The sequence below is a fragment of the Bacillus paralicheniformis genome (assembly GCF_001042485.2).
GTDB lineage: Bacteria > Bacillota > Bacilli > Bacillales > Bacillaceae > Bacillus > Bacillus paralicheniformis.
The window spans coordinates 1-13,686 of record NZ_LBMN02000016.1; the positions used below are offsets into that span (position 1 = coordinate 1).

At 47.6% G+C, this 13,686-nt stretch carries 13 protein-coding genes; 1 reads left to right on the forward strand and 12 read right to left on the reverse strand.

The features are described 5' to 3' along the window. Positions 1-51: 51 nt before the first annotated feature. A complete protein-coding gene (locus ACH97_RS12110) occupies positions 52-498 on the reverse strand; it encodes a GatB/YqeY domain-containing protein (protein ID WP_023855244.1) in 447 nt (148 codons plus the stop codon). Between the two features lie 14 nt (positions 499-512). Then, positions 513-686: a 30S ribosomal protein S21 gene (gene rpsU / locus ACH97_RS12115; protein ID WP_003183654.1), complete on the reverse strand. Its 174-nt coding sequence runs from the start codon at positions 684-686 to the stop codon at positions 513-515. Between the two features lie 185 nt (positions 687-871). Between rpsU and ACH97_RS12120 the strand changes: the two genes are divergently transcribed. Beyond that, positions 872-1,807, forward strand: coding sequence for a Na/Pi symporter (locus ACH97_RS12120; RefSeq protein WP_020452253.1), 936 nt, complete (start codon positions 872-874; stop codon positions 1,805-1,807). Between the two features lie 19 nt (positions 1,808-1,826). Here ACH97_RS12120 and deoC read toward each other — a convergent pair whose 3' ends face one another. The 10 genes from deoC to lepA form a co-directional block, all read right to left on the reverse strand. Further along, entirely contained in the window at positions 1,827-2,498 is a 672-nt protein-coding gene (gene deoC, locus ACH97_RS12125; RefSeq protein ID WP_048350753.1) for a deoxyribose-phosphate aldolase, read from the reverse strand. 89 nt (positions 2,499-2,587) lie between these two features. Further along, positions 2,588-3,943 (reverse strand): tRNA (N(6)-L-threonylcarbamoyladenosine(37)-C(2))-methylthiotransferase MtaB, encoded by a 1,356-nt coding sequence (gene mtaB / locus ACH97_RS12130; protein ID WP_026579280.1) that lies wholly within the window; start codon positions 3,941-3,943, stop codon positions 2,588-2,590. A gap of 2 nt (positions 3,944-3,945) precedes the next feature. Further along, positions 3,946-4,713 carry a 16S rRNA (uracil(1498)-N(3))-methyltransferase gene (locus tag ACH97_RS12135; protein ID WP_048350752.1) on the reverse strand — a complete coding sequence of 256 codons (768 nt, stop codon included), beginning with the start codon at positions 4,711-4,713 and terminating at the stop codon, positions 3,946-3,948. Positions 4,714-4,736: 23 nt separating this feature from the next. Further along, entirely contained in the window at positions 4,737-5,672 is a 936-nt protein-coding gene (gene prmA / locus ACH97_RS12140) for a 50S ribosomal protein L11 methyltransferase (protein ID WP_020452257.1), read from the reverse strand. Positions 5,673-5,695: 23 nt separating this feature from the next. Continuing rightward, positions 5,696-6,808 carry a molecular chaperone DnaJ gene (gene dnaJ, locus ACH97_RS12145; RefSeq protein WP_048350751.1) on the reverse strand — a complete coding sequence of 371 codons (1,113 nt, stop codon included), beginning with the start codon at positions 6,806-6,808 and terminating at the stop codon, positions 5,696-5,698. A gap of 182 nt (positions 6,809-6,990) precedes the next feature. Then, complete coding sequence (dnaK, locus tag ACH97_RS12150) at positions 6,991-8,829, reverse strand: molecular chaperone DnaK (RefSeq protein ID WP_020452259.1); 1,839 nt, start codon at positions 8,827-8,829, stop codon at positions 6,991-6,993. A 23-nt stretch (positions 8,830-8,852) separates the two neighbouring features. Next, positions 8,853-9,437 carry a nucleotide exchange factor GrpE gene (gene grpE, locus ACH97_RS12155; protein ID WP_020452260.1) on the reverse strand — a complete coding sequence of 195 codons (585 nt, stop codon included), beginning with the start codon at positions 9,435-9,437 and terminating at the stop codon, positions 8,853-8,855. Positions 9,438-9,516: 79 nt separating this feature from the next. After that, positions 9,517-10,548, reverse strand: coding sequence for a heat-inducible transcriptional repressor HrcA (gene hrcA, locus ACH97_RS12160; RefSeq protein ID WP_020452261.1), 1,032 nt, complete (start codon positions 10,546-10,548; stop codon positions 9,517-9,519). Between the two features lie 80 nt (positions 10,549-10,628). Then, entirely contained in the window at positions 10,629-11,768 is a 1,140-nt protein-coding gene (gene hemW, locus ACH97_RS12165) for a radical SAM family heme chaperone HemW (RefSeq protein ID WP_025811134.1), read from the reverse strand. Positions 11,769-11,827: 59 nt separating this feature from the next. Continuing rightward, on the reverse strand, positions 11,828-13,666 hold the full coding sequence (gene lepA, locus ACH97_RS12170) for a translation elongation factor 4 (RefSeq protein WP_020452263.1): 1,839 nt from the start codon (positions 13,664-13,666) through the stop codon (positions 11,828-11,830). Positions 13,667-13,686: the final 20 nt, after the last annotated feature.

The following is a 13,686-nucleotide window of genomic DNA, read 5'->3' on the forward strand; positions in this document are numbered from 1 at the left end:
GGCTTTGTCGACAAGCTGAGACGCCTTTAATTGCTTAAAGGCGTCTTTTTCTTAAGACAGTTGTTTGCTGACAAGCTTATTGACGAGACCGCCGTCCGCCTTGCCTTTGACTTTCGGCATGATAGCGCTCATCACTTTGCCCATATCCGCTTTTGAAGAGGCGCCGACTTCGGCGATCGTCTCATTGACGATGCCGAGCAGCTCTTCTTCCGTCAGCTGTTCAGGCATATAAGCTTCCAGAATGTCTAACTCTTTTTGAACTTTATCTACTAAATCTGAACGATTAGCGTTTGAAAATTCATGGAGGGAGTCTTTACGCTGTTTTAATTCACGAGAAAGAACAGTCAGTTCTTCATCATCGGTCAGCCTGTCTTTCTTAAGCTTGATTGCTTCGTTTTGAAGCGAAGCTTTGACCATGCGAATGACAGTCAGTTTGTCTTTCTCACGGTTTTTCATATAGAGCTTCATATCTTGATTAAGCCGCTCAAGAAGACTCATAAATCCACCCTCTTTTAGTATTTGCGCTTTCTTGCAGCTTCAGACTTTTTCTTGCGTCTTACGCTAGGTTTTTCATAAAATTCACGCTTTCTTGCTTCCTGCAAAGTACCTGTCTTTGATACACTGCGTTTGAAGCGACGAAGAGCATCTTCAAGCGATTCGTTTTTTCTAACGACCGTTTTTGACATTCTCTTTCCCTCCCTCCGAATACACCAATCGACTGCTTTAAAAAAAGACATACATATAAACATGTACTTTGACATTATAATATAAGCCTCCGGTAAGGTCAACCAAGGAGAATCGTTTTATTGTTCAGTCATGATTTCGGCAGCTTGTCTGTATATATTTATAAAGGAGGCTGTTCGAAAAACTGATGATAATCTTGATCTTATTCATATTATTGATCGTTCTTTTTCTCAAAGGCATGAGCATGCTGAGAAAAGGTTTGATTTCACTGACATTTGAAAAAATCGAAAAGCGGCTGCTGTTTTTCACGGATCATCCGGTGAAAGCCTTTTTGGTCAGCATTGTATTTACGGGGGTTTTGCAAAGCAGCTCGGCATTTATGGTGATCGTCATTGGCTTTGTCTCGGTAGGCGCCCTTTCATTTAAACGTTCGATTCCGCTCATTTTGGGAACAAACATCGGGTCCACCTTCACAACGGAATTTTTGGCGGTGAAGCTGGAATTTTTGATTTTTGCCCTCTTTGCCGCAGGTGCGGTTCTTTTCATGGCCGGAAAATCCCCTTTTCGGCAAGTGGGGGTAAGCATGATCGGCTTGGGTGTTATTTTTTTCTGTATCAGCGGCTTCAGCCGGCTTGCCGTGCCGTTGTCACAGCTAGACTCAGGCGCTTATATTGTGCAGCTTGCTGAAAATTCACCGCTTTACGCCTTAATCATCGGCACGGTGTTGACCGCGATGATTCATTCCAGTTCGGCGTGTGTCGGCATCCTGATGAGCTTTATGGATCAAGGTGTCGTCGGTTTGACCGAAGCGATGAGCGTTGTTCTCGGCTCCAATATCGGGACATGCATCACAGCCGTGATGGCGTCCTTCAAAGGCGGAGCTGCAGCCAGGCAAACGGCTTATGCCCATGTTCTGTTTAATGTCATCGGTGTAGCAGCTGTATACCCCCTGCTCTCATCAATAACAGGCTTTATCTCCGGACTGTCTGAAAGCCCCGCTCAGCAGATTGCCCATTTCAGCCTGCTCTTCAACGTCGTCACGTCCCTATTGTTTCTGCCGCTCTCAAATCTGTTTCATTCGCTGATCATGTTTCTCATTCCAAACAAAAACCAGGCCCGGTAAACGCCTGGTTTTTGTTGGATTAGTAGTCTTCATCCGCTGTTATGCCTTTGACTATCGACACGCCCGCGCTTGCTCCGATTCTCGTCGCTCCGGCTTCAACCATGGCAAGGGCGCTTTCCTTATCGCGGACGCCACCTGAAGCTTTAACGCCGATATCAGGTCCGACAGCTTCCCGCATCAGTTTTATATCCTGAACTGTCGCACCGCCGCCGGAAAAACCGGTCGATGTTTTGACAAAGTCGGCGCCTGCTTTGACGGCCAGTTCACAAGCGTGCCTTTTTTCTTCATCCGTCAACAGTGACGTCTCTATGATGACTTTTACGAGAGCTTTGCCGTCTGCCGCGTCTGTCACCGCTCTGATGTCATGCTCCACGGTTCCGGTATCGCAGTCTTTTAATGCACCGATGTTGATCACCATATCAACTTCACCGGCCCCGTCTGCAATCGCCTGCTTGGTTTCAAAGGCTTTTGTTTCCGGAGACGCCGCACCTAAAGGAAAGCCGATAACCGTGCACACTTTCACTTCTGAATCTTTAAGAAGCTCGGCGCACAGCTTTACCCAGCAAGGGTTGACGCAAACGGAAGCAAAACCGTATACACGTGCTTCTTTGCAAAGCGCTTCGATTTCGGATGTGACAGCATCAGGCTTCAATAGCGTGTGATCGATCATTCGCGCAATTTGTTTTGTCATCGTCCCGACTCCTTTTCAAGTGGTTGTCTTTTATGATATTCGCAAAAAAAGCCGGAACACCTTTTTCGTGAACCGGCTAAATTGATCATTTATGACGATAAGCGGATGTTTTCATGGACGTCGTCTTCGGCGACGCGGACGAACTGGCCTTTATTGTACGGATAGCCGGCTTTTAAGATCTTCACTTTAACAAGCTGGCCAATCAGGTCTTCGGAACCTTCGAAAACGACCTTCATATAGTTGTCCGTGTAGCCGACAAGCAGATTGTCTTCGCCCGTTTCCGTGAACGGCTCTTCCGGAATGATTTCCAGAACATCGCCTTCATAATCTGATGCGTATTCTTTCGCAAGCTGATCTGAAAGAGCGATCAGTTTGTGAACTCTTTCGTTTTTCACGTTCTCGTCAACCTGGCCGTCCATGCGTGCTGCTGGAGTTCCGGTCCGTTTGCTGTACGGGAAGACGTGGAGCTCGGAAAACTTGTGTTCTTTAATAAAGTTGTACGTCTCCATGAATTCTTCTTCCGTTTCCCCCGGGAAGCCGACGATCACATCAGAAGTGACTGCGAGCCCCGGAAGAGCTTTTTTGAGTTTCGTCAGCCTGTCAGCGAAAAACTCCATCGTATACTTTCTTCTCATCCGTTTTAAAACGCTGTTTGAGCCGGATTGAAGCGGAATGTGAAGGTGTCTGACGATCTTGTCTGAGCGGTCAAGCACTTCGATCACTTCGTCTGTAATTTGGCTCGCTTCGATTGAAGAGATGCGGATTCGTTTCAGACCTTTCACACGGCTGTCCAGTTCTTTCAACAGCTGTGCAAAGTTGTAGTCTTTCATATCTTCTCCATAACCGCCGGTGTGAATACCGGTTAAAACGATTTCTTTATAGCCGGCATCAACGAGTTGCTGCGCCTGGCGGATGACTTCCTCAGGGTCGCGGGAACGAAGCAGGCCGCGCGCCCACGGAATGATGCAGAATGTGCAGAAATTGTTGCAGCCTTCTTGAATTTTCAATGAAGCACGTGTTCTGTCGGTAAATGCAGGAACATCAAGCTCCTCAAACACTCTTGCTTTCATAATATTGCTGACGCCGTTAATCGGCTGTCTTTCTTCCTGGTACTGCTGAATATAGCCGAGCATTTTTTCGCGGTCCTGCGTACCGACGACGATATCAACGCCCGGGATCGCCATGATTTCCGCCGGGGAAGTCTGGGCGTAGCACCCTGTCACACAAATGACGGCGTCAGGATTTTGGCGGATCGCCCGTCTGATCACCTGGCGGCTTTTTTTATCACCTGTATTTGTGACGGTGCATGTATTAATGACGTATACGTCCGCCGAACTTTCGAATTCTTTTCTTTCGTAGCCGGCTTCTTTGAAAAGCTGCCAAATTGCTTCTGTTTCATAATGGTTGACCTTGCAGCCAAGTGTATGAAATGCAACAGTTGCCATTGTTATTCACCTCTTAGTAACTCTGTATGATAAGAAACTGCCGCCAACGCGTACAGCGGAGCTGTTTCCGCCCTTAAGATCCGCGGACCGAGCCCGCAGGCGAGGGCTCCTTTTTCTTTAAGCGCCTCAATTTCATCTTCTGAAAATCCGCCTTCAGGACCAAACACCATGAGCACGGATGATCCTTCCGGCAGGCTTTTGAGCACGGATTGAAACCGGCTCGTCTCGCCTTGCTTTGATGACTCTTCGTATGCAACGACACATTTATCGAAGTCCTCAAGGCTCTCAAGCAAACGTTGAAACGTGTGAATCGGCGCCACATCGGGAATCGTGTTTCTGTGGGACTGTTCTGCGGCTTCCTTGGCGATTTTCGCCCACCTTTCCCGCTTTTTCTTTGCCTTTTTTTCATCAAGTTTAACAACGGAGCGTGATGCCTGAAAAGGAATAAACGAGCTTGCACCGAGCTCTGTCCCTTTTTGAATGATCCATTCCAGCTTATCTCCTTTTGGAAGGCCGTTTGCAATATGGATCTGGACGGGCAGTTCGCGTGTTTTCCCCGTCCATTCGATTACGCTCAATAAAACCTCTTCTTTTGTGACGGACTCGATCCGGCAGTTCGCTTCATGGCCGTCTTTTGCACAGCAAATGACCTCGTCTCCGGGAGACATCCTCATCACGGTCGCAATGTGATGAACGTCTTCGCCTTTGATCGAGAACACAGGTGCGGCCGTGACCTCTTGTTTTGATTGTTCGATAAAATATCGTTGCATACGCTTGTCACACCTACTAACGATTATTTTTCAGCGATGATGCTGACCCAGTCCTCCATTGAAAGAACCTCGACGATCGTAAAGCCTTCTTTCACCAGTGCATCTTTGACTTCCTGTTTTTTCTGCTGAATGATTCCCGAAGTAATGAAATAACCGCCGTCTTTCAACAGGCTGTATGCCTGATCCGTAAAGCGCAAGATGACCTCGGCCAGGATGTTGGCGACGATGACGTCTTTTTCCCCTTCGACGCCGTCGAGCAGATTATTTTGCTTGATCTCGATATGATCGCTGACTTTATTGAGCTTGGAGTTCAAGCGGGCGCTTTCCACGGCTACAGGATCGAGATCATATCCTTCAACCTGTTTGGCGCGAAGCATGGCTGATGCAATGCTCAAAATGCCTGTTCCCGTTCCGACATCCACGACCGAATCCCCTTCTTTCACATACCTTTCGAGCGCCTGTATGCAAAGTACGGTTGTCGGGTGTGTGCCTGTTCCGAACGCCATTCCCGGGTCCATCTCGATGATGAGCTCATCCGTATGAACCGGTGTGTACTCTTCCCATGTCGGAACAATCGTAAACTTCTCGGAAATTTTTACGGGATGATAATATTTTTTCCATGCTGTCGCCCATTCTTCTTCGTTAACCTCGCTGATGGTGATTTTGTTGCGTCCGAGGTCAATATCATACAGCAGCAGATTATTAATGGTTTCCTTGATTCCTTCTACGGTCTCTCCCAAAAAGCTGTTGATCGGGAGATACGCTTTAATGATGACTCCTTCATCAGGGTAATCATTGGGGTCGAGCTGGTAGATTTCTCCGTATACATTCTCACGCTCTTTAATTAAATCAAGCGGATCTTCAATTACGACTCCACTCGCACCAGCTTCATGCAAAATATTCGAGATGGGCTCAACCGCTTCATGTGTCGTGTGAATGCAGATTTCGGACCATTTCATACTACCAACTCCTCATCCAATCATTAATCGCCTTTAAAGGCGCGCTTTACTTTATCGAAAAAACTCATTTCCTGTTCATCCGGCATATTTCCGCTCACTTCTGCAAATTCGCGGAGAATATTTTTCTGGTTTTCTGTTAAATTCGTCGGTGTCACGACGCGGACGACGATGTGCTGATCGCCTTGACCGTACCCGCGTACGTTGGCAACGCCTTTTCCTTTTAAACGGAACTTGGTGCCTGTCTGCGTGCCCGCCGGCACTTTTAATTTTACTTTACCGTGAAGAGTAGGCACTTCGATTTCGTCCCCGAGCGCAGCCTGTGCAAATGTCAGCGGCATTTCGCAGTAAATATCGTCGCCATCGCGCTCGAAAAATTCGTGTTCTTGGACGCGGAAAACGACGAATAAGTCACCTGACGGACCGCCGTTGATCCCCGGTTCACCCTGTCCGGATACTCGAAGCTGCTGGCCGTCATCCACACCCGCCGGGATGGTGACATTGATTTTCTTGCGTTTTTTCACTTTTCCTGTACCGCCGCAAGTTGAACATTTGTGCTTAATTTGCTTACCCGTTCCATTACAGTAATGACATACTCTTCTGTTGACAACTTTTCCGAACGGAGTCGACTGCTCCATGTTCAGCTGGCCAGAGCCGCCGCAGTGTGAACATGTTTCCGGCTTTGTTCCCGGTTTCGCGCCTGAGCCGCTGCATGTTTCACATGTTTCTTCACGCGGAATTTCGATCGTCGTCTCTTTTCCGAAGGCCGCTTCTTCAAATGACAGTGTCATCGTATACTGCAGATCGGCGCCCTGCCTCGGGGCATTCGGGTCTCTCCGCCTTGCGCCGCCTCCGAAAATGCTTGAGAAAATATCGTCAAACCCAAAGCCGCCGAAACCTCCGCCGCCGAATCCCTGATTTGGATCGGTGTGGCCAAACTGGTCGTAATGGGCCCGTTTTTGGTCATCAGAAAGTGTTTCATAGGCTTCTTTGACTTCTTTGAATTTTTCATCCGCTCCGGCTTCTTTGTTGATGTCCGGGTGATATTTTTTAGAAAGCTTGCGGTAAGCTTTTTTAATCTCATCTTTAGAAGCGCTCTTACCTACCCCAAGCACCTCATAGTAATCACGCTTACTCATCTCTTCACACTCCCGATTTTCTCACATAAATTAGATTGTATCATTTCAAATTATGTTTTTTCAATTCCTTTTGTCCTTTAGGAAGAAAAAAGTCAAAGTCAAGAGATCCTGACTTTGACTTTCATCGCCTGTAAGGTCATGTGCTGTGCAAACCGGGGTAAGCACAGCACATTTTATTTCAATTATTTTTGTTCTTTGTCGTCGTTTACTTCTTCATATTCAGCGTCAACGACATTGTCGTCGGCTTTTTTAGCGCCGGCGCCGCCGTCTTGCTGAGCCTGAGCCTGTTTTGCAGCTTCTTCGTAAAGCTTCATTGAAAGCTCTTGGACGATCGCTTGCAGCTCATCTTTTTTCGCCTTGATTTCATCAAGGTCATTTTTCTCGATCGCAGCTTTTAACGCGTCTTTTGCATCATTCGCTTTTTTCACTTGCGCTTCATCGGCTTTGCCTTCAAGATCTTTCAGCGTTTTTTCAGTTGTGAAGACAAGCTGATCCGCTTCGTTGCGAAGCTCGATTTCTTCTTTTTTCTTCTCATCCGCTTCGGCGTTTTCTTCAGCTTCTTTCACCATGCGTTCGATCTCCTCGTCAGAAAGACCTGAAGAAGATTTGATCGTGATGTTTTGCTCTTTGCCGGTACCCAGATCTTTCGCGCTGACGTTGACGATACCGTTCTTATCGATGTCAAATGACACTTCGATTTGCGGTACGCCGCGAGGAGCCGGCGGAATATCTGTAAGCTGGAAGCGTCCGAGCGTTTTGTTGTCGGCAGCCATCGGGCGCTCACCTTGGAGCACGTGGATGTCAACCGCTGTTTGGTTGTCAGCCGCTGTTGAGAACACTTGGGACTTGCTTGTCGGGATTGTCGTGTTGCGGTCAATCAGCTTCGTGAACACGCCGCCCATTGTTTCGATACCAAGTGACAGCGGAGTTACGTCCAGAAGGACAACATCTTTGACATCGCCTGTGATGACGCCGCCTTGAATGGCTGCACCAAGGGCTACGACTTCGTCAGGGTTGACGCCTTTATGCGCTTCTTTTCCAGTTTCTTTTTTGATCGCTTCCTGAACGGCAGGAATACGTGTTGATCCGCCGACAAGAATTACTTTGTCGATTTCGCTTGCAGAAAGCCCCGCATCTTGAAGAGCCTGGCGGACTGGACCCATTGTGCGCTCTACCAAGTGTGAAGACAGCTCTTCAAACTTCGCGCGGGTCAGTGTCAATTCAAGGTGCAGCGGACCTGCGTCACCGGCTGTGATAAACGGCAGCGAAATTTGCGTAGAAGATACGCCGGAAAGGTCTTTTTTCGCTTTCTCAGCCGCATCTTTCAAGCGCTGAAGCGCCATTTTATCTTTAGAAAGATCAATGCCGTTTTCTTTCTTGAATTCTGAGACGAGATGATCGATGATCACTTGGTCAAAGTCGTCTCCTCCAAGGCGGTTGTCACCCGCTGTAGAACGAACTTCGAATACGCCGTCTCCCAATTCAAGGATGGAAACGTCGAATGTACCGCCGCCAAGGTCGTAGACGAGGATCGTCTGATCTTCTTCCGTCTTATCCAGACCGTATGCAAGCGCAGCTGCAGTCGGCTCGTTGATGATCCGCTCAACTTCAAGTCCGGCGATTTTACCGGCATCCTTTGTCGCTTGACGTTCTGCATCATTGAAGTATGCAGGAACTGTGATTACGGCTTTAGATACAGTTTCGCCTAAATAGCTTTCAGCATATGATTTCAAATGCTGAAGGATGATGGCAGACACTTCTTGCGGCGTGTACTTTTTGCCTTCGATTTCAACTGTATAGTCCGTGCCCATGTGGCGCTTGACCGACATGATCGTGTTCGGATTCGTGATGGACTGGCGTTTCGCCACTTCACCCACCTGGCGCTCTCCGTTTTTAAATGCAACAACCGAAGGAGTCGTGCGGGCTCCTTCTGGATTTGGGATGACTTTCGGCTCTCCGCCTTCAAGCACTGCAACGCATGAGTTCGTTGTTCCCAAGTCGATTCCGATTACTTTGCTCATGATTTTTACCTCCTGCTATGTAGTTATTGGTTGACTTTTACCATAGAAGGACGGATCACCCGGTCCTTAAGTTTATAGCCTTTTTGCAGTTCCTCAACGACTGCGTTTGATTCGTACGCTTCATCCTCGACCTGCATAACAGCCTGGTGCATGTTCGGGTCAAATTGCTCTCCGACTGAAGGAATCTGTTCAACTCCTTCATTTTTAAGAGCCTCCAAAATTTGACGGTGCACCATTTCCATCCCTTGAAGCAGGCTTTTCGTCTGCTCGTTGTCAGGATCGATCTGTAGCGCACGTTCAAAGTTGTCAAGCGCCGGCAGCAAATCGCTGATGATGCGCTGGGAACGGTACTTTTCAGCAGCCTCAAGGTCAAGGCGTGCGCGTCGTTTGTAGTTTTCAAAGTCCGCCTGAACACGTAAAAGTTTATTTTCTTTTTCTTCAAGACGTTCTTGAAGTTCTTTTAGTTGTTTTTCAAGCATTTCTGTTTGCGTGTCTTCTGCCGGGGCATCAGCTTCAGCAGCCGTTTGTTCGGCTTCAGCTGTCTCCGCTTCTGTCTCGTTCAGTTCCTCTTGTTCGTTTAGCTCTTCAGTTTGTTTTTCTTCTGCCATCTGTGTTCACCTCCCTTAAAGGATGAGTTTCATGATAAAGAAGGGATTTCTCCCTTCTGTTTTGTTTTCAGATACTGCCTTACCCATCATACAAACTTGTCAACGCTTTTGACAAGTCAGATGATACGTGCTGAAGCAAACCGACGACGCGGGAGTAGTCCATGCGCGTCGGCCCGATGACCGCGATGGAGCCGATCTGTTTTGAACCGACCGTGTATGTCGCGGTAATCAGGCTGCAGTTTTCCATTTCTTCATAGTCGTTTTCCTTGCCGATTTTAATGGTAATTCCGGACTCAGTCGACTGAAAGAGCCGGAGAAGCTCCTGTTCTTTCTCAATGAGCGACAATAGCGATTTCACTCTGTCAATATCGTGAAATTCGGGCTGATTCAGCATATTAATCTTGCCGCCGAAAAACAGCCGGTCGGTTTGAACAGATGAATCCAGCGTTGCGCCGAGCCCGTGTAAAATCGTATCGTAATTTTGGATATGCGACTTTAAGAAGATGACGACCTCTTTGAAAATCCTGTCTTTCAGCTCTGAGATCGGCACGCCTCTAAGGCGTTCATTTAATATATTCACCAGCTTTTCGAGATCGGAAAGATTGACCTCCGCCGGAAAGTTGATCGTTTTATTCTCGACATGGCCGGTATTCGTTACTAGAATGGCAACGGCCTTCTTAGGCTGAATCGGCACAATCTGGATCTGTTTGAGATGATTTTCGCTCAGTCTCGGACCGAGGACAATCGATGTATAATTTGTCAGATCAGACAGTACTTGAGCCGACTTCTGCACCGCTTTTTCGAGTTCAAAGATTTTTTCTTTGAAAACCGAATGAATAATGTTCAAGTCCGTTTTTGACAGCTTTCCGGGTGAAAGCAGATGATCGACATAATAGCGATAGCCTTTTTCAGAAGGAATCCGGCCTGAAGATGAGTGGGTTTTTTCAATAAAACCGAGCTCTTCCAAGTCAGCCATTTCGTTTCTGATCGTTGCTGAGCTGAATGTGATATCTTCCTTTTTGGAAAGCGTTCTTGATCCTACCGGCTGAGCTGAACGAATGAAATCGTTGACGATAACCTGCAAGATTAACAGCTGACGATTTGTTAACATCCATATCACCCCTGTTAGCACTCGACACAACTGAGTGCTAATTGTATATCAAAATTACCAAACCAAAATCAAAATGTCAATTATAACTCACCCAGGAATGCTTGAAACACTTCATTCCCTAACAGTTTTCCATTATGTGTTAAAAATACGTTGTTGCTCGTGTTCACAATCAGCCCTGTTTCTTCCAGCGAACGGAGCACTTTCGGGAAGAGATCGTCAACAGTTCTTCCGTATTTTTGGAAAAAGTGTTCTTTGTCTACTCCCGCGGTTTTTCGAAGACCGAGAAACATTTCTTCTTCAATCTGTTCATTTTTTGTAACCCTGTGTTTTTCTTTATAAGGAAAACCTGACTGCTCAATCAGGTCGATATAATGTTTAACAGGGCCGGCATTTACCGTTCTTTCACCATTGATATAGCCGTGCGCGCCCGCGCCCAAACCGAAATACTCCTCATTGTTCCAATATGTGAGGTTATGTTTGCTCTCATATCCTTTTTTGGCGTAGTTGCTGATTTCGTATTGGCCGATGCCCGCTTCTTCCATTTTCCGCATCACAAGTTCGTACATTTCTGCTTCCTGATCCTGCGGAGGCAGGTGAAGCCGACCCTTTTTCATCAAGTTATAAAAAACGGTTTTCGGCTCGACGATCAGCGAATAGACCGAATAATGTTCAGCCCCGAGGGCAAGCGCCGTATCGAGCGATGAAGCGAAGTGGCCGATGGTTTGTCCTGGCAGACCGAACATCAGGTCAAGGCTGATATTATCGAACCCCGCGTTTCGCGCTCTTTCAAAGGAAACGAGTACGTCTTTTTGCTCGTGGACTCTGCCGATTTTTTTTAGCAGCTCGTCTTCAAACGTCTGTACGCCAAAGCTCAGCCTGTCTACACCGGCGGCTTTTAAAACCTCCAGCTTTTCAGCCGATAAATCGTCGGGATTGGCTTCCACTGCAAATTCGGCAAGGCTTTCGGACGGTTTCAAAACGCGATGAATGGAATCAAGAAGCCGCTCAAGCTGCGCTTCCGACAGCGATGTCGGCGTTCCTCCCCCGATAAAGATCGTTTTCAGCTCCGGATGTCCGGCCGCTTCCATTGAATTGGCCATTTCCTTCTCTAAAGAACGCAAATATTCATCAACAGGCTGAGATTGAATAAAAAACTTGTTGAAGTCGCAATAATGGCAAATGTGCTCGCAAAACGGAATATGGATATATGCTGCTTTCATTGTTTTCACCTTCTTTTACAGGAAGAAGCCGCAGTGTGTTACGCTGCGGCAGCTCATGATTATGATTTCGGGCTGCTGTCGTCCATTTTCAGGACTGCCATAAAGGCTTCCTGCGGAACTTCGACAGAGCCGACCTGTTTCATTCTTCGCTTTCCTTCCTTTTGCTTTTCGAGCAGTTTGCGTTTTCTGGAAATATCCCCGCCGTAGCACTTCGCCAAAACGTTTTTGCGCATGGCTTTGATGGTTGAACGGGCGACAATTTTTGTGCCGATGGCTGCCTGGACAGGCACTTCAAACTGCTGGCGCGGAATGAGTTCCTTCAGCTTTTCGACAATAACTTTTCCCCGTTCATACGCATAATCGCGGTGAACGATAAAGGAAAGGGCATCGATTTTTTCGCCGTTCAGCATAATATCCATTTTCACGAGCTTGGACGGTTTATATCCGATGAGTTCGTAATCAAATGACGCATAGCCTTTCGTATTTGATTTAAGCTGATCGAAAAACTCGTAGACGATTTCCGCAAGCGGAATTTCGTAGACAATGCTGACGCGGTTCGCATCAAGGTACTGCATATCGATAAACTGGCCGCGCTTGCCCTGGCACAGTTCCATGACCGCTCCGACAAAGTCGTTCGGCACCATCATCGTCGCTTTGACGAACGGTTCTTCCACCCGGTCGATCTTCTGCGGATCAGGCATATTTGACGGGTTATCGACAACGATTTTTTCTCCGTCTGTCATGTACACGTCATAGATAACACTCGGAGCCGTCGTAATCAAATCGATGTTGAATTCACGTTCAATCCGCTCCTGAATAATTTCCATGTGGAGCATCCCTAGGAAACCGCAGCGGAAGCCGAATCCGAGAGCCTGGGACGTTTCCGCCTCATACTGAAGGGCTGAATCGTTTAGCTCAAGTTTTTCAAGCGCTTCCCGCAAGTCGTTGTATTTCGCTGTATCAATCGGATACAGACCGCAATAGACCATCGGATTCAGTTTTCTGTAGCCTGGCAGGGCTTCGGGCGCTGGGTTTTCCGCACTTGTAATCGTATCCCCTACACGGGTGTCTCCGACGTTTTTGATTGCGGCCGTCAGGAATCCGACGTCGCCGACAGTCAGTTCGTCAACCGGGACGGCCTTCGGTGTGAAAACGCCGACTTCAGTGACTTCAAATTCTTTTCCGGTCGCCATCATCTTGATTTTTTGACCGGCTTTTACGGTACCTTGGACGACTCTGATATAGGCGACGACCCCGCGGTATGCATCATACAGAGAGTCAAAGATCAACGCTTGAAGCGGCGCTTCCGGATCTCCGCTTGGTGCGGGAACCTTTTCAACGATCTGCTCCAATATTTCTTCAATTCCGATGCCTGCTTTTGCTGAAGCAAGGACGGCTTCTGAAGCGTCAAGACCGATGACATCCTCGACTTCCTGGCGGACGCGTTCGGGTTCTGCGCTCGGAAGGTCGATTTTATTAATGACCGGCAGGATTTCAAGGTCGTTGTCAAGCGCAAGGTAAACGTTTGCCAGCGTTTGCGCCTCGATTCCCTGTGCGGCGTCGACGACGAGAATCGCGCCTTCGCATGCGGCAAGGCTTCTCGAAACCTCATACGTAAAATCGACGTGTCCCGGGGTATCGATCAGATGAAAAATATATTCCTCTCCGTCCTTTGCCTGATATTTGAGCTGTACGGAGTTCAGTTTAATGGTGATTCCTCTTTCACGTTCCAAATCCATCGAGTCGAGGAGCTGTTCTTTCATTTCCCTTTGAGTGATTGCCGCCGTCTTTTCAAGGATTCGATCCGCAAGCGTTGACTTGCCGTGGTCGATATGGGCGATAATAGAGAAATTTCGGATTCTCGACTGCCTTTGTAATCGTTTTTCTTTATCTGTCACACTAATCACTCCTACTATGA

What these genes read in the sequence shown, in the direction of transcription:
- rpsU (WP_003183654.1), bottom strand. Translation starts at nt 686, where the DNA reads ATGTCAAAAACGGTCGTTAGAAAAAACGAATCGCTTGAAGATGCTCTT.
- prmA (WP_020452257.1), bottom strand. Translation starts at nt 5,672, where the DNA reads ATGAAATGGTCCGAAATCTGCATTCACACGACACATGAAGCGGTTGAG.
- hrcA (WP_020452261.1), bottom strand. Translation starts at nt 10,548, where the DNA reads ATGTTAACAAATCGTCAGCTGTTAATCTTGCAGGTTATCGTCAACGAT.
- ACH97_RS12110 (WP_023855244.1), bottom strand. Translation starts at nt 498, where the DNA reads ATGAGTCTTCTTGAGCGGCTTAATCAAGATATGAAGCTCTATATGAAA.
- hemW (WP_025811134.1), bottom strand. Translation starts at nt 11,768, where the DNA reads ATGAAAGCAGCATATATCCATATTCCGTTTTGCGAGCACATTTGCCAT.
- grpE (WP_020452260.1), bottom strand. Translation starts at nt 9,437, where the DNA reads ATGGCAGAAGAAAAACAAACTGAAGAGCTAAACGAACAAGAGGAACTG.
- ACH97_RS12135 (WP_048350752.1), bottom strand. Translation starts at nt 4,713, where the DNA reads ATGCAACGATATTTTATCGAACAATCAAAACAAGAGGTCACGGCCGCA.
- deoC (WP_048350753.1), bottom strand. Translation starts at nt 2,498, where the DNA reads ATGACAAAACAAATTGCGCGAATGATCGATCACACGCTATTGAAGCCT.
- dnaJ (WP_048350751.1), bottom strand. Translation starts at nt 6,808, where the DNA reads ATGAGTAAGCGTGATTACTATGAGGTGCTTGGGGTAGGTAAGAGCGCT.
- ACH97_RS12120 (WP_020452253.1), top strand. Translation starts at nt 872, where the DNA reads ATGATAATCTTGATCTTATTCATATTATTGATCGTTCTTTTTCTCAAA.
- mtaB (WP_026579280.1), bottom strand. Translation starts at nt 3,943, where the DNA reads ATGGCAACTGTTGCATTTCATACACTTGGCTGCAAGGTCAACCATTAT.
- dnaK (WP_020452259.1), bottom strand. Translation starts at nt 8,829, where the DNA reads ATGAGCAAAGTAATCGGAATCGACTTGGGAACAACGAACTCATGCGTT.